General features: G+C 39.9%; 20 protein-coding genes and 1 tRNA gene. 6 read left to right on the forward strand and 15 right to left on the reverse strand.

The window, feature by feature from the left end:
* Positions 1-286: 286 nt before the first annotated feature.
* From RG565_RS08575 to serS, 5 genes are all read left to right on the forward strand, one after another.
* Positions 287-1,276 carry a PTS sugar transporter subunit IIB gene (locus tag RG565_RS08575; protein WP_004344531.1) on the forward strand — a complete coding sequence of 330 codons (990 nt, stop codon included), beginning with the start codon at positions 287-289 and terminating at the stop codon, positions 1,274-1,276.
* A 17-nt stretch (positions 1,277-1,293) separates the two neighbouring features.
* Positions 1,294-2,097 carry a PTS mannose/fructose/sorbose transporter subunit IIC gene (locus RG565_RS08580; RefSeq protein ID WP_003033793.1) on the forward strand — a complete coding sequence of 268 codons (804 nt, stop codon included), beginning with the start codon at positions 1,294-1,296 and terminating at the stop codon, positions 2,095-2,097.
* 19 nt (positions 2,098-2,116) lie between these two features.
* Positions 2,117-3,028 (forward strand): PTS system mannose/fructose/sorbose family transporter subunit IID, encoded by a 912-nt coding sequence (locus RG565_RS08585; protein ID WP_003033774.1) that lies wholly within the window; start codon positions 2,117-2,119, stop codon positions 3,026-3,028.
* Positions 3,029-3,114: 86 nt separating this feature from the next.
* A complete protein-coding gene (locus RG565_RS08590) occupies positions 3,115-3,486 on the forward strand; it encodes a DUF956 family protein (protein ID WP_004224344.1) in 372 nt (123 codons plus the stop codon).
* A 212-nt stretch (positions 3,487-3,698) separates the two neighbouring features.
* Positions 3,699-4,976 (forward strand): serine--tRNA ligase, encoded by a 1,278-nt coding sequence (gene serS / locus RG565_RS08595; protein ID WP_247905461.1) that lies wholly within the window; start codon positions 3,699-3,701, stop codon positions 4,974-4,976.
* Between the two features lie 40 nt (positions 4,977-5,016).
* On the opposite strand, the gene RG565_RS08600 is transcribed toward serS, so the two are convergent.
* The 14 genes from RG565_RS08600 to RG565_RS08665 form a co-directional block, all read right to left on the reverse strand.
* Positions 5,017-5,676 carry a VTT domain-containing protein gene (locus tag RG565_RS08600; RefSeq protein ID WP_003043593.1) on the reverse strand — a complete coding sequence of 220 codons (660 nt, stop codon included), beginning with the start codon at positions 5,674-5,676 and terminating at the stop codon, positions 5,017-5,019.
* A 112-nt stretch (positions 5,677-5,788) separates the two neighbouring features.
* Positions 5,789-6,559, reverse strand: a complete 771-nt coding sequence (locus RG565_RS08605) for an acetyl-CoA carboxylase carboxyl transferase subunit alpha (protein WP_151380436.1) — start codon at positions 6,557-6,559, stop codon at positions 5,789-5,791.
* Positions 6,556-7,419 (reverse strand): acetyl-CoA carboxylase, carboxyltransferase subunit beta, encoded by an 864-nt coding sequence (accD, locus tag RG565_RS08610; RefSeq protein ID WP_049514550.1) that lies wholly within the window; start codon positions 7,417-7,419, stop codon positions 6,556-6,558. Before accD ends, RG565_RS08605 begins: the two co-directional genes overlap by 4 nt.
* Before the next feature lie 20 nt (positions 7,420-7,439).
* On the reverse strand, positions 7,440-8,807 hold the full coding sequence (gene accC / locus RG565_RS08615) for an acetyl-CoA carboxylase biotin carboxylase subunit (RefSeq protein ID WP_247937503.1): 1,368 nt from the start codon (positions 8,805-8,807) through the stop codon (positions 7,440-7,442).
* Positions 8,808-8,823: 16 nt separating this feature from the next.
* The gene (gene fabZ / locus RG565_RS08620) at positions 8,824-9,246 is read right to left on the reverse strand and encodes a 3-hydroxyacyl-ACP dehydratase FabZ (protein ID WP_021001275.1); all 423 of its coding nucleotides are present in this window, start codon (positions 9,244-9,246) and stop codon (positions 8,824-8,826) included.
* Positions 9,243-9,722, reverse strand: coding sequence for an acetyl-CoA carboxylase biotin carboxyl carrier protein (gene accB / locus RG565_RS08625; RefSeq protein WP_004224978.1), 480 nt, complete (start codon positions 9,720-9,722; stop codon positions 9,243-9,245). Before accB ends, fabZ begins: the two co-directional genes overlap by 4 nt.
* A complete protein-coding gene (gene fabF, locus RG565_RS08630; RefSeq protein WP_003033777.1) occupies positions 9,723-10,955 on the reverse strand; it encodes a beta-ketoacyl-ACP synthase II in 1,233 nt (410 codons plus the stop codon).
* Between the two features lie 62 nt (positions 10,956-11,017).
* On the reverse strand, positions 11,018-11,752 hold the full coding sequence (gene fabG, locus RG565_RS08635) for a 3-oxoacyl-[acyl-carrier-protein] reductase (protein WP_004224368.1): 735 nt from the start codon (positions 11,750-11,752) through the stop codon (positions 11,018-11,020).
* 2 nt (positions 11,753-11,754) lie between these two features.
* Positions 11,755-12,681, reverse strand: coding sequence for an ACP S-malonyltransferase (gene fabD / locus RG565_RS08640; RefSeq protein ID WP_247937504.1), 927 nt, complete (start codon positions 12,679-12,681; stop codon positions 11,755-11,757).
* Positions 12,674-13,648 (reverse strand): enoyl-[acyl-carrier-protein] reductase FabK, encoded by a 975-nt coding sequence (fabK, locus tag RG565_RS08645; RefSeq protein WP_247937505.1) that lies wholly within the window; start codon positions 13,646-13,648, stop codon positions 12,674-12,676. The genes fabD and fabK overlap by 8 nt, the downstream gene beginning before the upstream one ends.
* Before the next feature lie 212 nt (positions 13,649-13,860).
* Positions 13,861-14,085 (reverse strand): acyl carrier protein, encoded by a 225-nt coding sequence (locus RG565_RS08650; protein ID WP_003026017.1) that lies wholly within the window; start codon positions 14,083-14,085, stop codon positions 13,861-13,863.
* Between the two features lie 53 nt (positions 14,086-14,138).
* Positions 14,139-15,113, reverse strand: a complete 975-nt coding sequence (locus RG565_RS08655; RefSeq protein ID WP_003043271.1) for a beta-ketoacyl-ACP synthase III — start codon at positions 15,111-15,113, stop codon at positions 14,139-14,141.
* Positions 15,113-15,547 carry a MarR family winged helix-turn-helix transcriptional regulator gene (locus tag RG565_RS08660; protein ID WP_151380439.1) on the reverse strand — a complete coding sequence of 145 codons (435 nt, stop codon included), beginning with the start codon at positions 15,545-15,547 and terminating at the stop codon, positions 15,113-15,115. Before RG565_RS08660 ends, RG565_RS08655 begins: the two co-directional genes overlap by 1 nt.
* Positions 15,548-15,639: 92 nt before the next feature.
* A complete protein-coding gene (locus RG565_RS08665; protein ID WP_003043475.1) occupies positions 15,640-16,431 on the reverse strand; it encodes an enoyl-CoA hydratase in 792 nt (263 codons plus the stop codon).
* 167 nt (positions 16,432-16,598) lie between these two features.
* On the opposite strand from RG565_RS08665, the gene RG565_RS08670 reads away from it, so the two are divergent.
* On the forward strand, positions 16,599-17,948 hold the full coding sequence (locus RG565_RS08670) for an aspartate kinase (protein WP_247937506.1): 1,350 nt from the start codon (positions 16,599-16,601) through the stop codon (positions 17,946-17,948).
* 468 nt (positions 17,949-18,416) lie between these two features.
* Here the strand turns inward: RG565_RS08670 and RG565_RS08675 are convergent.
* Positions 18,417-18,490, reverse strand: a tRNA-Asn gene (locus RG565_RS08675).
* Between the last annotated feature and the right edge of the window lie 4 nt (positions 18,491-18,494).

Here is an 18,494-nt window from a genome sequence, read left to right on the forward strand (position 1 = left end):
ATTTAAAATATTTCTAGATTTTTTATTGATTTTCCTCTTTCTTATTTAATAATTCGTGTAGATAGAATTATTTTTTCAAAATTTTCATTATTTTTCCAATCGCTTTTCAAGGTTAATATATTGTTTAAATTGCTAGTTTTGTCCGTTTACAATCTGTCAAAAATATGAAAGATTTTGATTTTTTTAGCTCAAACTATTGCATTTTTCATGAAAACGTTTTATACTTAAGTAGTCTTAAATTTTTCTTAAACTTAAGTCAAACATTTTATAAGGAGGAAAGACAATAATGAGTATCGGAATCATTATTGCAAGCCATGGTGAATTTGCTGCTGGTATTCATCAATCAGGTTCTATGATTTTTGGTGAGCAAGAAAAAGTTCAAGTTGTAACTTTTATGCCAAATGAAGGTCCTGATGATTTGTATGCTAAGTTCAATGACGCTGTGGCTGCTTTTGACGCGAACGATGAAGTTCTAGTTTTGGCTGACCTGTGGAGTGGTTCTCCATTTAACCAAGCTAGCCGCGTAATGGGTGAAAATCCTGACCGTAAGTTCGCGATCATTACAGGTTTGAATCTGCCAATGTTGATTCAAGCTTATACAGAACGAATGATGGATGCCAATGCTGGCGTTGACGCTGTTGCCGCAAACATCATCAAAGAAGCCAAGGACGGAGTGAAAGCTCTTCCTGAAGAACTAAATCCTGTAGCTGAGGTAGCAAGTGCACCGGCTGCACCAACTGCTCAAGCTGCTATTCCAGAAGGAACCGTTATCGGCGACGGCAAGTTGAAAATCAATCTTGCTCGTATCGATACACGTCTTCTTCACGGTCAAGTTGCAACTGCTTGGACACCAGATTCTAAAGCAGACCGTATCATCGTTGCTTCTGACTCCGTATCAGCTGATAAACTTCGTAAAGAGTTGATCAAACAAGCTGCTCCTGGTAATGTCAAAGCAAATGTTGTCCCAATTGACAAATTGATTGCGGTAGCAAAAGACCCTCGTTTTGGTAACACACATGCACTGATTCTTTTTGAAACTCCTCAAGATGCACTCCGTGCTGTTGAAGGCGGTGTCGATATCAAAACACTCAATGTTGGCTCAATGGCTCACTCAACTGGTAAAACAATGGTCAATAACGTTTTGTCAATGGACAAAGACGATGTTGCAACCTTTGAAAAATTGCGTGACCTCGGAGTGGAATTTGACGTACGTAAAGTGCCAAATGACTCCAAAAAAGATTTGTTTGACTTAATTAAAAAAGCCAACGTTCAATAATGGAAAGGATTTAGAATATGTCAATTATTTCTATGATTTTAGTGGTCTTCGTTGCCTTTCTTGCTGGACTCGAAGGAATCTTGGACCAATTTCAATTCCACCAACCACTTGTTGCTTGTACCTTGATTGGTCTTGTAACAGGACACTTGGAAGCAGGTGTCATCCTTGGTGGTACACTTCAAATGATTGCTCTTGGTTGGGCAAACATTGGTGCTGCCGTTGCTCCTGATGCTGCACTTGCTTCTGTAGCATCTGCAATCATCATGGTACAAGGTGGCGACTTCACTGATAAAGGTATCAGTTTCGCTTATACAACTGCTATCCCTCTTGCAGTTGCAGGTCTCTTCCTTACAATGATTGTTCGTACAATTTCAGTAGGTCTTGTTCACGGTGCTGATGCTGCTGCTAAAGAAGGTAACATCGGTGCTGTAGAACGTACTCACTTAGTTGCACTTCTTCTTCAAGGTCTTCGTATTGCTATTCCTGCTGCTCTTCTTCTTGCAGTTCCAACATCAGTTGTTCAAGGTGTCTTGAATGCTATGCCTGCTTGGTTGTCAGGTGGTATGGCTGTCGGTGGTGGTATGGTCGTTGCCGTTGGTTACGCGATGGTTATCAACATGATGGCAACTCGCGAAGTATGGCCATTCTTTGCTATCGGTTTTGCACTTGCAGCTTTATCAAACCTTACTCTTATTGCTATGGGTACTATTGGTGTCGCAATTGCCTTGATTTACATCAACCTTTCTAAAAAAGGCGGAAATGGTGGTGGCGGTTCTGCTACATCAAATGACCCAATTGGTGATATTTTAGAAGACTACTAAGAAAGGAGCTACTAATACCATGACAGAAAAAATTCAATTATCAAAATCAGATCGTCAAAAAGTTTGGTGGCGTTCAACTTTCTTGCAAGGTTCTTGGAACTATGAACGGATGCAAAACTTAGGTTGGGCGTACGCACTTATCCCAGCTATCAAAAAACTTTACACTTCTAAAGAAGACCGTGCTGCGGCTCTTGAACGTCACTTGGAATTCTTTAATACTCACCCATACGTAGCTGCTCCTATAATTGGTGTGACACTCGCCCTTGAAGAAGAAAAGGCTAACGGGGCTGAAATTGACAACACTGCTATCCAAGGGGTTAAAATCGGTATGATGGGACCTCTTGCTGGTATCGGTGACCCAGTCTTCTGGTTTACCGTTCGTCCTATCCTCGGTGCTCTTGGTGCCTCACTTGCTATGGCAGGTAACGTGATGGGGCCAATCCTCTTCTTCGTACTTTGGAATCTTATCCGTATGGCCTTCTTATGGTACACTCAAGAACTTGGCTACAAAGCTGGTTCTGAAATTACAAAAGACATGTCAGGTGGTATCCTTCAAGACATCACCAAAGGAGCTTCAATCCTTGGTATGTTCATCATCGCCGTTCTTGTTGAACGTTGGGTAAATATTGCCTTTACGGTAGGACTTCCTTCTAAAACTTTGTCTAAAGGTGCTTACATTGAATTCCCTAAAGGAAATGTTACTGGTCAACAATTACATGATATCCTTGGTCAAGTAAATAGTGGTCTTGGACTTGATAAAATACAAGCTCAAACACTTCAAGGACAGTTAGATGCTTTAATTCCTGGCTTGATGGGGCTTCTTCTTACATTCCTATGCATGTGGTTACTTAAGAAAAAAGTTTCACCAATCACAATTATCATCGGTCTCTTCATCGTTGGTATTGTAGCACGCTTCTTCGGAATCATGTAAATAACAAAAAGAAGGTTTCGGCCTTCTTTTTTATTGACAATAAATGTGCTATAATAGGGAGGATAATAGATAAACGAGGATTGAACATGGCACAGTCACAAAATACAAAAATTGATTTTCAAACAACAGGAACTTCTTATCTGGGAATTGGAGGAAAAGTTGGAAAATTCTTAGTTGGAGATAAAGCGCTCGAATTTTATGCAGATGCCAATGTCGAAGACTATATTCAAATCCCTTGGGATACTATCCATCAAATCGGTGCCAATGTGTCTGGCAAACGAATTAGTCGTCATTTTGAAGTCTTTACCAATAAAGGAAAATTCCTTTTCGCTTCAAAAGATGCTGGAACTATTTTGAAACATGCTCGAAATCATATCGGCAATGAAAAGGTCATTAAATTACCGACACTGATTCAAACAATTGGTCAATTTTTTAAAAATCTATTTGCAAAAAAATAAGAATTCTTGTATAATCATAGGAAACGGATAAGTAAATCTAGTATCTCTTTCAGAAAGTCTGCGGCAGCTGTGAGCAGATAGGGAGCTAGCTTGAAATTCTACCGTGATACTAATTTCATAAACAATCAAGTGCACTTATGTGAAGTTGGATGGGACCGTGGCTCTGCCACTCCAACACTTTCATAGGTGTATTTTTATTTCAGGAGGTTCTGATGTTAGATATTAAACGCATTCGCACAGATTTTGATATCATCGCAAAAAAATTAGCTACTCGTGGCGTTGACGCTGCAACACTTGATAAAATGAAAGAGTTTGATAGCAAACGCCGTGAACTCTTGGTCAAGGTTGAAAATTTAAAAGCAGAGCGTAACACGGTTTCAGCAGAAATTGCCCAAGCGAAACGTAATAAAGACAATGCTGATGATAAAATTGCTGCCATGCAAACATTATCTGCTGAAGTTAAAGCATTAGACGCAGAGTTAGCAGAAATTGACGCTACATTAACCGAGTTTACAACGACTTTGCCAAATATTCCTCACGATAGTGTGCCGGTAGGTGCTGACGAAGACGATAATGTAGAAGTTCGCCGTTGGGGGACGCCACGTGTGTTTGACTTTGATGTAAAAGCTCACTGGGATCTTGGGGAAAATCTTGATATTCTCGACTGGGAACGCGGGGCAAAAGTAACTGGCGCTCGCTTCCTCTTTTACAAAGGATTAGGAGCTCGTCTAGAACGCGCTATTTATAATTTCATGTTAGACGAGCATCAAAAAGAGGGCTACACAGAAGTCATTCCTCCTTACATGGTTAATCACGATTCTATGTTTGGGACTGGTCAATATCCAAAATTCAAAGAAGATACGTTTGAATTGAGCGATACAAATTACGTTCTCATTCCAACTGCTGAAGTTCCTTTGACAAACTACTACCGTGGGGAAATTTTAGACGGAAAAGACTTGCCAATCTACTTCACAGCCATGAGTCCGTCTTTCCGTTCTGAAGCTGGTTCTGCCGGTCGTGACACCCGTGGTTTGATTCGTTTGCATCAATTCCACAAAGTGGAAATGGTCAAATTTGCCAAACCAGAGCATTCTTATGAAGAATTAGAAAAAATGACCGCTAACGCCGAAAATATCCTTCAGAAATTAAATCTTCCTTACCGCGTTGTTGCACTTTCTACAGGGGATATGGGCTTCTCTGCAGCGAAGACCTACGACTTGGAAGTCTGGATTCCAGCACAGAATACCTACCGTGAAATTTCTAGCTGTTCCAATACCGAAGATTTCCAAGCTCGTCGTGCCCAAATCCGTTACCGTGACGAAGCAGATGGCAAGGTCAAACTCCTACACACTTTGAATGGATCCGGTCTTGCAGTTGGTCGTACCGTTGCAGCTATTCTTGAAAATTATCAAAATGAAGACGGCTCCGTCACTATTCCAGAAGTACTTCGTCCATACATGGGCGGTGTGAAAATGATTGCTCCAAGATAACATAAAAACTCTGAGATTTTCAAATCATCTCAGAGTTTTCTTATCTCTTCATTTGATTGTTTCGCTTTTTAATCATTGCACTTCGAACCACACTTATCACAGTTGGGAGCAAGGTGACAATGACAATTCCCAAAATAATCGCTGAAAAATGAGTTTTCACAAAGGGGATATTCCCAAAAAGATAGCCTGCCCCAGTCGCAATCAAAGACCAAGACAAAGCTGCGATAAAAGCTCGTTTCAGAAAAGACTGAACTGGGAATTGGCTAATGCCTGCTACAAATGGTACAAAGGTACGAATAATGGGAATATAGCGTCCTAAAATAATAGAAGTAGAACCATGTTTTTCAAAATACACTTCTGCTTCTTTGATATTTTCTTCTTTTATCAATTTACTGAAAAATTTATAATGTACAAATCGATAACCCAAGGTTCTGCCAATGAAGAAATTACAGGTATCGCCAGCAAAAGCTCCCACAAAAAATAGAAGCATAAAAAGTAGAACATTAAAATGCATTGCTGGATTAGCTGATAGAGCGCCTGCAGCAAAAAGTAAGCTGTCTCCCGGCAGGAATGGAAATACTACCGCAGCTGTCTCAATAAAAATTACCAAAAACAAAATCAAATACGTCCAGCCACCTACAGCATGAGCAATATTATAAATGTGTGCATCAATATGCAAGATAAAATCAATAATAAACATCTCTTCTCCTTTTGTCCATTCTCTATTATAACAGAAAATATTACAGAAAAGCGTATTTTAAAAATAAAAAAATAGAAGTGAACGGTACAAGCCAATCCACTTCTGATTTTTATTAGTATTTTCGAAATCGTTGGTAACGTGCTTCTAAAAGTTGTTCAAGTGGTAGCTGAGACAAATTTGCTAATTCAGCAACTATTTCTTGCTTCACAGCATACAATAAATCCTGATTGCTAAGCCTTGCTTCTGGAATCACCTTGTCCACTACTCCCATATCAAGAAGCTCATGAGAAGTGATTTTCATGAGTTCTGCAGCTTCCATAGCACGACTGCCGTCTTTCCACAAGATAGAAGCAAAACCTTCGGGACTAAGCACCGCGTAAATTGAATTTTCTAGCATCCAGACCTTGTCTGCAACAGCTAAAGCTAGCGCTCCTCCAGATCCGCCTTCACCGATAATAATAGCGATAATCGGCACCTTTAAATCGCTCATCTCTAGCAAATTACGCGCAATAGCTTCTCCTTGACCGCGCTCTTCAGCCCCAACTCCCGGATAAGCACCGGCTGTATTGATAAACGTAACGACAGGACGACCAAATTTCTCTGCCTGCTTCATCAAGCGAAGTGCTTTTCGATAACCTTCTGGATGAGGTTGTCCAAAATTCCGTTGCAAATTATCCTGTAGATTGCGTCCTTTTTGAATCCCAACAACGGTGATGGGCTGACCATCTAAAGTTCCGATTCCACCAATAACCGCTCCGTCATCTCGAAAAGAACGATCGCCATGTAATTCAATAAAATTCTCGCAAATTCCTTGCGCAAAATCCAAAGCTGTCAATCGTGCCTGATCTCGTGCTTCTTTAATAATTCGGGTAATCTTTGTCATTGTTCACCTCCATGGAAAGCCAATAACATTGCAATGGTGGAGCGCAATTCCAAGCGTTTGACAATGGCATCAACAAAACCATGTTCAAGCAAAAATTCTGCCTTTTGGAAGTCATCTGGCAATTTTTCACGAACGGTTGTTTCAATTACTCGGCGACCTGCAAAGCCAACAAGCGCTTGCGTTTCAGCCAAAATGATGTCTCCTTCCATGGCAAATGAAGCCGTCACCCCACCCGTGGTCGGGTCTGTTAAGATCGTCAAATAAAACAAGCCAGCATTAGAATGACGTTTCACCGCTGCGGATACTTTAGCCATTTGCATCAAACTCATAATTCCTTCTTGCATGCGAGCGCCACCAGAAGCTGTAAACAAAGTGACTGGCAACTGATGTTCTGTAGCATATTCAAAAAGACGAGTAATTTTTTCTCCAACGACCGTTCCCATAGAAGCCATGATAAAGTTGGAATCCATGATCCCCAGTGCAGTTTTTTGACCACCGATTGTCGCAATTCCTGTCAATACCGCTTCATCCAAACCTGTTTTTTCACGGACAGTCCTTAATTTTTCACGATATTTAGGAAACTTCAAGGGGTCTGATGTTTCAATTCCTGTAAATAATTCCTCAAAACTATTGGCATCTACCGTTAAATTGAGGCGTTCAAAAGCTGAAATACGAAACGTATAGCCACATTGCGGGCAAATCCGTTCACTTCCCAAATCTTTTTGGTAAATGATATGCTTACATCCTGGACATTTTGAAAACAGTTCATCCGGAAACTCTGGTTTCACTTGAGGTTTCTCACGACTGGAACGGTTTGGATTGATCCGAATATACTTATCCTTTTTGGAAAACAAAGCCATGACTTATATCCTTTACTCCTCTACTTTTTCTTTTGATAAGCTGGTAAAAATTTCTCCATAAGAAAAGCTGTATCATAATCGCCAGCAATGACATGTGGGTCTGAAATCAAATCTAACTGAAAACCGCTATTTGTCACAACGCCGTCGATTTCTAACTCATAGAGCGCACGCTGCATTTTCATTAATGCATCAAAGCGATTTTCACCATGAACAATAATCTTGGCAATCATGCTGTCATAATACGGCGGAATCGTGTAGCCAGGATAAACTGCAGAATCCACACGCAACCCCACTCCACCACTCGGTAGATAGAGATTGGAAATCTTTCCCGGACTTGGTGCAAAGTTAAATGCAGGATTTTCCGCATTGATTCGACACTCAATCGCATGACCTGTTATATGAATATCTTCTTGGTTAAAAGGCAGCTCTTGCCCCACAGCAATTTTGATTTGCTCCTTAACAATGTCCACCCCCGTTACAAATTCCGTTATCGGATGCTCCACTTGGACACGAGTATTCATTTCCATGAAATAAAATTCTCTTTTGCCTTCATCAAATAAGAATTCAATCGTTCCAGCGTTTTCATATCCGACAGATTGGGCAGCTCGTACAGCAGCTTCCCCAATTTTACGACGAAGGGTCTTGCCAATCGCAACCGACGGACTTTCTTCCAGCACTTTTTGATTATTTCTTTGAAGTGAACAATCGCGCTCGCCTAAGTGGACAACATGACCATGTTGGTCAGCCAAAATTTGGACTTCAATATGCCGAGCTGGATAAATGACACGCTCCATATACATGGCGCCATTTCCGAAAGCCGCTTTGGCTTCGCTGGAAGCCGATTCAAAGGCGGCTACTAAATCTTCCACCCTTTCGACTTTCCGAATGCCTTTGCCACCACCGCCAGCGGAAGCTTTTAGCATAACTGGATAGCCGATTTTTTCTGCAACTGCAAGTGCTTCGTCTGACGTATGAACTTCGCCATCAGAACCTGGGATTACAGGCACATTAGCCTTAATCATCTGAGCACGCGCATTGATTTTATCACCCATTAAATCCATTACCGCTCCCGAAGGACCGATAAATTTAATACCAACTTCCTCGCACATCGTCGCAAACTTAGAATTTTCACTCAAAAAACCAAAGCCTGGATGAATTGCCTCTGCTCCAGTCAAAACTGCGGCAGAAAGAACCGCATTCATATTGAGGTAGGATTCTGTCGACTTTGCCGGACCTATACAAACCGCTTCATCTGCCAGTAAAGTATGGAGAGCTTCTTTGTCAGCAGTAGAATAGACTGCGACTGTCGCAATCCCTAATTCTCTAGCTGCACGAATAATTCTGACCGCAATTTCCCCACGGTTGGCAATTAAAATCTTACGAAACATGGTGAAATCTCCTTTTTTATTGTCCGAGGGCAAAAGTTAAAGTACCACTCGCTGCCAACTTCCCGTCAACTTCTGCTTTCGCTTCCACAACCGCAATGGTGCCACGACGCTTCACAAACTTCGCTGTCATGATGAGCTGATCACCAGGAACAACTTGTTTTTTAAATTTCACCTTGTCCATTCCGGCATAAAAGACCAATTTCCCCTTATTTTCCTCCTTGGACAATTCCAAAACACCGGCTGTTTGAGCCAAAGCCTCCATAATGAGAACTCCTGGCATGACAGGATATTTAGGAAAATGACCGTTAAAGAAAGGCTCATTGATTGTAACATTTTTAAGCGCTACAATCTCATCTTCTTTCACTTCCAGCACACGGTCAACCAATAGCATAGGATAACGATGTGGAAGAGCTTCTTTTATCGCATTGATATCAATCATTTAATCCGCACCAAACCTTTCCCAAATTCGACCATTTCTTCGTTTTGGACAAGAATTTCTGTCACAATACCGTCCTTAGGTGACGGAACTTCATTCATCACTTTCATGGCCTCAATAATCATCAAGGTTTGCCCCTTCTTCACTTGGTCGCCAACGGAAACAAAAGAAGGTTTATCAGGACCTGAAGCAAGATAAGCAACTCCAACCAATGGACTTTCTACTACATCGCCTTCAGCTATGGGTATTTCTGGACTAATGGTTTCCTCCACAATTGGAGGAACAGTTGGCTGGGTAACTTCGACTTGTGAAACAAGATTGGTGTTCACTGTTGAATCCTCTGCAGAAGGAGCAATTGATTCAACTGTTCTTTCATTTTTACTGAACGTTAATTCATCACTTTGATTTTTATAAGAAAATTCACGCAGACTTGATTGGTCAAATTGAGCCATCAAATCTTTGATTTCATTGATATTCATTTAAGCCTCCCAGCGCTTGAATGCAAGTACAGCATTGTGCCCACCAAAGCCAAAGGTATTTGAAATCGCATACGGAATATCATGTTCTTGCCCTTGACCATAGATGACATTCGCCTCGATATCATCTGAAAGTTCTTGCGTTCCTGCAGTCATCGGTACAAAGTTATGACGCATTGCCTCAATCGTTGCAATAGCTTCTACTGCACCAGCTGCACCAAGAAGGTGACCTGTGAAAGATTTCGTAGAAGAAACTGGTACTTCTTTTCCAAGAACACTAACAATCGCTTGACTTTCACCCTTTTCATTGGCTTGTGTAGAAGTTCCATGAGCATTCACATAGGCAATGTCTGAAGGTTGTAATCCTGCTTCTTCAATGGCTAGTTTCATAGCTTTAGCAGCCCCTGTACCAGCTGGTGATGGTGTTGTCATGTGATATGCGTCACAAGTATTTCCATACCCCACAATTTCTGCTAAAATCGTTGCCCCACGTTTTTCAGCATGTTCTAGACTTTCAATTACTAAAACACCTGCCCCTTCTCCCATTACAAATCCATTTCGATCTTTATCAAATGGAATAGACGAACGTTTTGGATCTTCATTTGTGGAAAGAGCTGTAAGAGCTGCAAAACCGCCGATGCCAATTTCGTTGATAGAGCATTCAGAACCACCTGCTAAAATAACATCTTGAAAACCAAATTTAATTTCACGGAATGCCTCTCCAATAGCATCATTAGAAGACGCACAAGCAGTTGTAATAGATTTACACACCCCATTAGCTCCCACACGAATAGCGATATTTCCGGCTCCCATATTTGAAAGTGCTTTAGGAATGAAGAGCGGTTGGATACGATTGGCTCCTCTTTCATGCATTCGGATAATTTGATCTTGCAATTCTTTTAAGCCACCAATCCCACTAGATACAATGACACCAAATCGATCATGGTCAACTGTCTCGGTATCTAGATGAGCATTTTCTAACGCTTCTAAAGCTGCATGAATGGCATAAATGGAATACATATCCATACGATTTTTGTCTTTTTTAACAAAATGTTTTTCTAGCGGGAAATCTTTAATTTCTGCTGCATTATGTACACCAATCACACTAGGATCAAAATTCGTAATTGGACCAATACCAATCTTCCCTTCTTTTAGACTATCCCAAAACTCTTCGGGTGTGTTTCCAATAGGTGAAGTTACTCCATATCCTGTTACAACAACTCGATTTAGTTTCATTTCGAACTCCTTTATTAAGAAAATATATCACATGCTTAAAACTCATAAGTTTTAGTCATCTTCTACCTCATGGTTAACCCGCCATCAATAGCAATGACTTGCCCAGTTAAATACTCTTGACGAGCTAGAAAGACTGCCACTTCTGCTACTTCGCTGGTATTTCCAAAACGTTTCATCGGAATTTGTGCTAACGTAGCTTCTTTCACTTTATCAGACAAAATATCGGTCATATCTGACTCAATCATACCTGGTGCAATAGCATTCACTCGTACATTGCGGGCTGCTACTTCACGCGCTACAGACTTAGTAAATCCGATCAGTCCAGCCTTAGAAGCCGCATAGTTTGCTTGACCGACATTGCCAATCAAACCAACCACACTTGATACATTGATAACAGCACCTTGACGAGCTTTCGACATTGGCTTCAAAACCGCTTGAGTCATATTAAAAGCACCAACAAGATTTACTTTCAAGACCTGCTCAAAATCTTCCTCTGTCAATTTTAGCATGAGTTTATCTTTTGTAATCCCTGCATTATTAACCAGAATATCCACGCTTCCAAGTTTTTCGATAGTTTCTTCTACCATCCGCTTGGCATCCGTGCTGTCTGACACATCACCAGAGATAGAAACCACTTGTACACCATAATCTGAAAATTCAGAAACGAGCTCCTCATCAATCTCACGGCGACCGTTTAAAACAATGTTGGCACCTAGACTCGCAAACTTATGTGCCATTGCAAGACCAATTCCACGTGTTGAACCAGTTATAAAAACATTTTTACCTTTAAGTTCCATACCTATTCCTTATTTTCTAGAAGAGTAGATAAACTTCTAACATCTTCAACGTGAGCAACCTTTGCTGATTTATCAATTTTTTTAACAAAACCAGAAAGAACCTTACCTGGACCAATTTCAATAAAATTAGTTACACCAACTTTTTGCATCGTTGCAATACTATCATAAAAACGAACTGGTTCCATAACTTGACGAGTTAAGAGTTCCTTAATTCGTCCTTGTTCCATGACAGTTGCTTCTGTATTTCCTACCAAAGGAAGTTTGAAATCAGCAAATTCAACTGTTTCCAAAACTTTTGCCAATTTATCACTTGCAGGTTTTAGCAAAGCTGTATGAAATGGACCGGAAACATTCAAAGGGATGAGACGCTTAACACCAGCTTCTTTTAACAATTCCACTGCTTTGTTAACCGCTTCAACTTCACCACCAATAACAATCTGACTAGGTGTATTGTAATTTGCTGGTGATACAATTCCTAGCTGGCTTGCCTTTTGACAAGCTACTTCAATTGTAGCTAAATCGGCATTTAAAACCGCAACCATTTTACCAGAGCCAGCAGGAGCTGCTTCTTCCATAAAAGCACCACGCTTTGCCACCAAATCAACCGCCGTTGTAAACTTCAAAGCACCTGCTGCTACCATGGCAGAGTATTCCCCAAGAGAAAGGCCTGCTACCATATCAGCATGCATTCCTTTTTCTTGCAATAATCGGTAAATAGCAACCGAAGTGGTTAAAATTGCTGGCTGAGTATAGCGTGTCTGATTGAGCTTTTCTTCCTCATTATCTATCAGATATCGTAGATCATAGCCCAATACTTGACTTGCTTCATCATAGGTTGTCCTTACTACATCAAACTGATCGTAAAGGTCACGAGCCATTCCCAGATACTGAGCACCCTGACCTGCAAATAGAAAGGCTGTTTTAGTCATTTCTAGTTACTCCTGCCCAACGGCTAGCTTCTTTTTGGATTACCTCTGCTGCACCGTAGTAAATATCTTTTAAAATTTCTTCAACTGTTTCTTCTTTGCTGACAAGCCCCGCAATTTGTCCTGACATGACAGAACCATGTTCAACATCACCGCGAACAACTGCATTTGCAAGAGCGCCAGCTCCTAAATTCTCAAAAACAGTTAAATCAGGATTTTCTTGCTTAAAAGCACCCTTTTCTGCTTGGTCAAATTCTCTAGTTAGTTTATTTTTCAAAGCTCGTACCGCATGACCAAAATGTTGAGCAGAAATAGTGGTATCAATATCCCGAGCTTTCAAAATCATATTTTTATAATTTTGGTGCGCATTTGACTCTTTTGCAACGACGAAACGTGTTCCCACTTGAACAGCCTCTGCACCAAGCATAAAGCCTGCAGCTGCACCGCGACCATCTGCGATTCCACCCGCTGCAATCACAGGAATATCAACTGCTTCAACTACCTGACGAACCAAAGTCATGGTGGTTAATTTTCCAATATGCCCACCTGCTTCCATTCCTTCAGCAATGACTGCATCTGCACCAATTTTTTCCATTCGCTTAGCCAATGCTACACTTGGAACTACTGGAATGACTGTAATACCTGCGTCGTGGAAACGAGCCATATATTTACTTGGATTTCCTGCACCAGTTGTCACAACCTTGACACCTTCTTCAATCACTAAGTCAACAATATCTTCCACAAACGGTGACAACAGCATGATATTCACGCCAAAAGGTTTGTCTGTCAATGACTTAATTTTATCAATATTAACTTTGACAACTTCTTTCGGTGCATTACCACCACCAATAATGCCAAGACCTCCCGCTTTAGAAACTGCACCAGCCAAGTCACCATCAGCAACCCAGGCCATTCCTCCCTGGAAAATAGGATATTTAATATTTAACAATTCTGTAACACGTGTTTGCATAATACCTTCCTTTATATTGCTTAAGTAATAGCTCAATCATCTCAAGTATACCCTTTGTATAATTTGAAAATCAAACTATTACCTAAACAAGAGGGAGTGGAACCTATCATCTTTAAATTGATTTTATCGTTCCACCCCAGCAAAATTGACTGTCTACCTCAATACCTTTTTTAAAAGAGGGCGAGAATCTTCTCTCAGCCCCGTTTCATTTTTTATTTTGTTTTTTCTTCCACATAAGCGACCAAGTCACCAACTGTGTTCAATCCTTCTTCAGTTTCAATTTGAATATCGAATGCATCTTCGATTTCTGAAATAACTTGGAACAAATCCAATGAATCTGCATCAAGATCATCAAAAGTTGACTCAAGAGTAACTTCTGAAGGTTCCTTACCAAGTTCTTCCACAATAATTTCTTGTACTTTTTCAAATACTGCCATGATAGACTCCTTTAAAAATAAATATTTATATTCATGTGTTTACCACATAATAACTAAATTGTAACAATAAGTGTGCCCCATGTCAAACCTCCACCAAATCCTGACAGCAAAACTGTTTGACTGCCATCAAGGTGAATGAGTCCTTTTTCAACACACTCAGATAAAAGAATTGGAATGCTCGCTGCACTCGTATTCCCATATTCCATCATATTTGCAGGAAGTTTTTCCCTCGCTGCACCAATCTTTTTCGCCATTTTATCTAAAATACGAATATTGGCCTGATGTAATAGTAAATAGTCAATATCCTCTACTTGAATATCACTGGATTCAATCGTATTTTTTATAGATTTTGCCACATCTCGAATAGCAAAATCAAAAATTTTTCGACCATCCATTGTCAAGTAAGGCGCTACTTCTCCCTTTTCAGAATAAGGTGAAGATAAACCAACTTTACCACAAGTCAAGCTTTCCCCACGCGAACCGTCTGTATATTGACTTTCAGCTAAAAAATGCTGCTGCTCTGAGCTCTCTAGCAAAACACCACCAGCACCATCACCGAAAAGAACCGCAGTTGAACGATCAGACCAGTCAAGAACTTTTGATAAGGTTTCACTTCCTATAACAAAGCCCTTCTGGTAACGACCTGAAGAAATTAACTTTTCAGCTGTCGACAGAGCGAAGATAAAGCCACTGCAAGCCGCTGTCAAATCAAAGGCAAAAGCATGATTTGCACCAATATTTGCTTGAACTCGTGCAGCCGTTGAAGGCATCATAGAGTCTGGGGTGATAGTTGCCACAATGATAAAGTCTAGCTCATCTGCATGGATATTCGCTTTTTTCAACAATTGACTTGCCACCTTTGTAGCCAAATCACTCGTTGATTCTGTTTGTGACAGATGACGGCGTTCTATTCCTGTCCGACTTGAAATCCATTCATCGCTCGTATCCATTATTTTTGCCAAATCATCATTTGTAACCACCTGACTTGGAGCATAATGAGCGACTTGACTAATTTTCGCATAGTTCATTATTTCAAATCCTCTAGAAAACGATACAGATTAGTCAGACCTTTTCCCATGACCTTCATCTCTTCAACATCCATTCCTTCAATGATTCTTTCAACCATTCTCTTGTGAAATCTTCTATGCAAGCGATAAATTAGGCGACCATTTTTTGTCAAATTCAGATGAACAACACGACGATCAACTTCTGAACGTGTCCGTTCAATATAGCCTTTTCTTTCAAGGTTATTTAAACTAGTTGTTACGGTTCCTAATGTCACCATCAATTCCTTTGCTACGCTACTAGGAGTCGCATTAGGATTTTTTCCAACAACATCAATCGTGTGCATTTCTTTGATAGAGATATCTTTGAAGCGACTGCCTCTCAAACTAGATTCTTCAATAACCAATACATTATTGAAAATAGATGTTAAATAATCATTGACCAATTGGTAATCCAAAAATCTATCCTCCTCTAACAAAAAAACTTTCACCATCAAAACATTTGACTAGAAAAGTATATCAAATGTCAAATTAAATTGCAACTACTTTTTTACTTCCCAGAAAATTTTGGTCGACGCTTCTCAGCATAAGCTCGCACCCCTTCTTTGAAATCTTCTGTGAAAGCCAATGTCTTCTGCAACTGTAGTTCGAGTTTTGCATACTCATCCCAACCAGTAAACAAACTCTTCCATACCAATTCTTTAATAGCACGATAAGAATTAAGTGAATGACGTTTCAACTTCTTAATCACTTGATTCGTTGTAGTTTCTAACTTTTCAACTTCACAAACTTTATACAAAAGACCGTAATTTAAAGCTTTTTCTGCGTTTAACGGTTCACCTGTCATTGCTAATTGAGTTGCTCTCGTCACACCAATCGCTCTAGCAAGTAAATACAGACCACCCGCATCAGGAGCAAGACCTACCCCCACAAAAGCTTGAATAAAACGAGAACGCTCCGTTGCAATACAGAAATCTGCAGCTACCACCATATTAGCTGCCGCACCAGCAACTGGTCCATCTACACTCATAATGATCGGCTTAGATAGTTGTTTCATTGAGTAAGAAATTTCATTGACTAATTCAGCAATTTTCACCAAAGACTGAATATCATCTGCCTCCACTGCTCGTTGCATTTCTGCCAAATCACCACCAACAGAAAATACTTTTCCATTTGCATTGATGAGCAATATTTGGACAGCTTTATCCTCAGCAGCCAATTCAATGGCTTTTAAAATTTCCTCACACATGGGAACATTAAACCCATTGGAAACCTCCGGGCGATTCAATGTTAAAGTCGCAACACCGTCATTGACACTATATAAAATATTTTCAAATTGCATTAAATTGCCTCCAACAATTCTTTTCTTTGCCAATTAAATTATTTGAATATCAAACAATATGGTTACATTCTAACATAAAATATTTGCTTTAGCAAGTAAGTACAAGCAGATTTGAAAAGATTTCAGAATTTTGCTATAATTTAAACAATCAGCCTATAGGAGAATTTATGAAAGTTGTTAAATTTGGAGGAAGTTCACTTGCCTCCGCTGGTCAATTAGAAAAAGTATTACAGATTATAAAAGCTGATCCTGAACGTCGCTTCGTGATTGTCTCTGCACCTGGGAAGCGAAGCACTCAGGATACAAAGGTAACAGATGCCCTCATTAAATATTATCGAGACTATGTTGCTGGTAATGACGTAACAAAACACCAACAATGGATTATTCAGCGTTATCGAGATATGGCGTTAGAACTGCAGCTTAAACCAAATATTCTAGAGAGAATTTCAAAAAGTTTCCAAAAGCTCGCAAGCCTTCCTATCGAAAATAATAAGTTCTTGTACGATACTTTTCTTGCTGCAGGTGAAAATAACAATGCGAAACTCATTGCAGCTTATTTTACCCAAAATGGCGTAGATGCTCGTTATGTTCACCCTAGAGAAGCAGGACTCATTGTATCCAGCGAACCAGGAAATGCTCGACTTCTCCCTTCCAGTTATGATAAAATTGAAGAATTAAATGAAGCCGATGAAGTCTTAATTATCCCAGGATTCTTTGGAGTAACAAAAGACGACCAGATCTGCACCTTTTCACGTGGCGGGTCCGATATTACTGGCTCCATTATTGCGGCAGGTGTAAAAGCTGATCTTTACGAAAATTTCACAGATGTTGACGGTATTTTTGCAGCACATCCTGGCATTATCCACATGCCACACTCCATTCCAGAATTAACTTATCGCGAAATGCGCGAATTAGCTTATGCAGGTTTTACTGTATTACATGACGAAGCACTCATTCCAGCTTACCGTGGAAAAATTCCACTCGTTATTAAAAATACAAATAACCCCACTCATCCTGGTACAAAAATTGTTTTAAAGCACAGTAACAGAGACTTCCCTGTAGTAGGTATTGCTGCAGATGCCCATTTCACCAGTATCAACATGTCTAAATACCTCATGAACCGTGAAATCGGTTTTGGTAGAAAAGTTCTGCAAATATTGGAAGATCTAAATATCCGCTGGGAGCATATGCCTACCGGTATCGATGACTTATCTATTATTCTTCGGGATCGTGAATTAACCCCCATTAAAGAGGAAGAAATCCTTCGTCAATTAAGACAAAAGTTAGAAGTCGACCACGCAGAAATCGAACACGATCTCTCAATCATTATGATTGTTGGTGAAAAAATGAAAAGTCACATTGGTTTAACTGCTACCGCAACTAAAGCACTATCAGATAATCACATTAATATCCAAATGATTTCCCAAGGATCAAGTGAAGTTTCAATCATGATTGTTATCAATTCCGAACAAGAAAAAGCAGCTATAAAAGCACTATACAGAGCTTTTTTTGAATAAAATTGAGAGTCTAGGTAAAAGTTCATAAAATAGTCAAAAAGCTTAAAATCAACGTTTTAATTAACTTGATTTTAAGCTTTTTTTGCTATGAGAGATTATTACACTTTGACCATGAATGAGTTTTTGCTCAGCCACTTGCATTATATTAACCCCAAAATCTTGATGTAGTAGCTGATGATGAAGGCAACAGCGTAAGGGTATGAGTTCGAACTAAAAATTTTCAAATTTTGATTGATTGCTACGCGTAATCTCCCCAGAATGCATTATTTATGGGTGAACTCATCAGCAAACATAGGCATCTCACCTGTCTCACCCGGAAATCTATTACAAATCCCAATATCAGCTTTTCATCAACCAAGATCCTGAATTAGTGTTATAAATAATAATTTTAAACTGAGATTCCGCATTCTATTTTAAAAATAGCAAAAAAGAAACCCGATTATATCAAGGCTTCTAATCATGTATCAACTCCGGCAGTAGGACTCGAACCTACGACATCATGATTAACAGTCATGCGCTACTACCAACTGAGCTATGCCGGATAAA

It is taken from the genome of Streptococcus sp. IsoGale021, from assembly GCF_031142795.1.
Lineage (GTDB): Bacteria > Bacillota > Bacilli > Lactobacillales > Streptococcaceae > Streptococcus > Streptococcus hominis.

Excerpts from the sequence above, each read along its gene's own strand:
- accC (WP_247937503.1), bottom strand. The coding sequence starts at position 8,807 with ATGTTTCGTAAGATTTTAATTGCCAACCGTGGGGAAATTGCGGTCAGA.
- accD (WP_049514550.1), bottom strand. The coding sequence starts at position 7,419 with ATGGCTTTGTTTTCCAAAAAGGATAAGTATATTCGGATCAATCCAAAC.
- fabF (WP_003033777.1), bottom strand. The coding sequence starts at position 10,955 with ATGAAACTAAATCGAGTTGTTGTAACAGGATATGGAGTAACTTCACCT.
- RG565_RS08580 (WP_003033793.1), top strand. The coding sequence starts at position 1,294 with ATGTCAATTATTTCTATGATTTTAGTGGTCTTCGTTGCCTTTCTTGCT.
- fabK (WP_247937505.1), bottom strand. The coding sequence starts at position 13,648 with ATGCAAACACGTGTTACAGAATTGTTAAATATTAAATATCCTATTTTC.
- serS (WP_247905461.1), top strand. The coding sequence starts at position 3,699 with ATGTTAGATATTAAACGCATTCGCACAGATTTTGATATCATCGCAAAA.
- fabZ (WP_021001275.1), bottom strand. The coding sequence starts at position 9,246 with ATGATTGATATCAATGCGATAAAAGAAGCTCTTCCACATCGTTATCCT.
- RG565_RS08605 (WP_151380436.1), bottom strand. The coding sequence starts at position 6,559 with ATGACAAAGATTACCCGAATTATTAAAGAAGCACGAGATCAGGCACGA.
- RG565_RS08650 (WP_003026017.1), bottom strand. The coding sequence starts at position 14,085 with ATGGCAGTATTTGAAAAAGTACAAGAAATTATTGTGGAAGAACTTGGT.
- RG565_RS08665 (WP_003043475.1), bottom strand. The coding sequence starts at position 16,431 with ATGCAATTTGAAAATATTTTATATAGTGTCAATGACGGTGTTGCGACT.
- RG565_RS08590 (WP_004224344.1), top strand. The coding sequence starts at position 3,115 with ATGGCACAGTCACAAAATACAAAAATTGATTTTCAAACAACAGGAACT.
- RG565_RS08585 (WP_003033774.1), top strand. The coding sequence starts at position 2,117 with ATGACAGAAAAAATTCAATTATCAAAATCAGATCGTCAAAAAGTTTGG.
- fabG (WP_004224368.1), bottom strand. The coding sequence starts at position 11,752 with ATGGAACTTAAAGGTAAAAATGTTTTTATAACTGGTTCAACACGTGGA.
- accB (WP_004224978.1), bottom strand. The coding sequence starts at position 9,722 with ATGAATATCAATGAAATCAAAGATTTGATGGCTCAATTTGACCAATCA.
- fabD (WP_247937504.1), bottom strand. The coding sequence starts at position 12,681 with ATGACTAAAACAGCCTTTCTATTTGCAGGTCAGGGTGCTCAGTATCTG.
- RG565_RS08600 (WP_003043593.1), bottom strand. The coding sequence starts at position 5,676 with ATGTTTATTATTGATTTTATCTTGCATATTGATGCACACATTTATAAT.
- RG565_RS08575 (WP_004344531.1), top strand. The coding sequence starts at position 287 with ATGAGTATCGGAATCATTATTGCAAGCCATGGTGAATTTGCTGCTGGT.
- RG565_RS08655 (WP_003043271.1), bottom strand. The coding sequence starts at position 15,113 with ATGAACTATGCGAAAATTAGTCAAGTCGCTCATTATGCTCCAAGTCAG.
- RG565_RS08670 (WP_247937506.1), top strand. The coding sequence starts at position 16,599 with ATGAAAGTTGTTAAATTTGGAGGAAGTTCACTTGCCTCCGCTGGTCAA.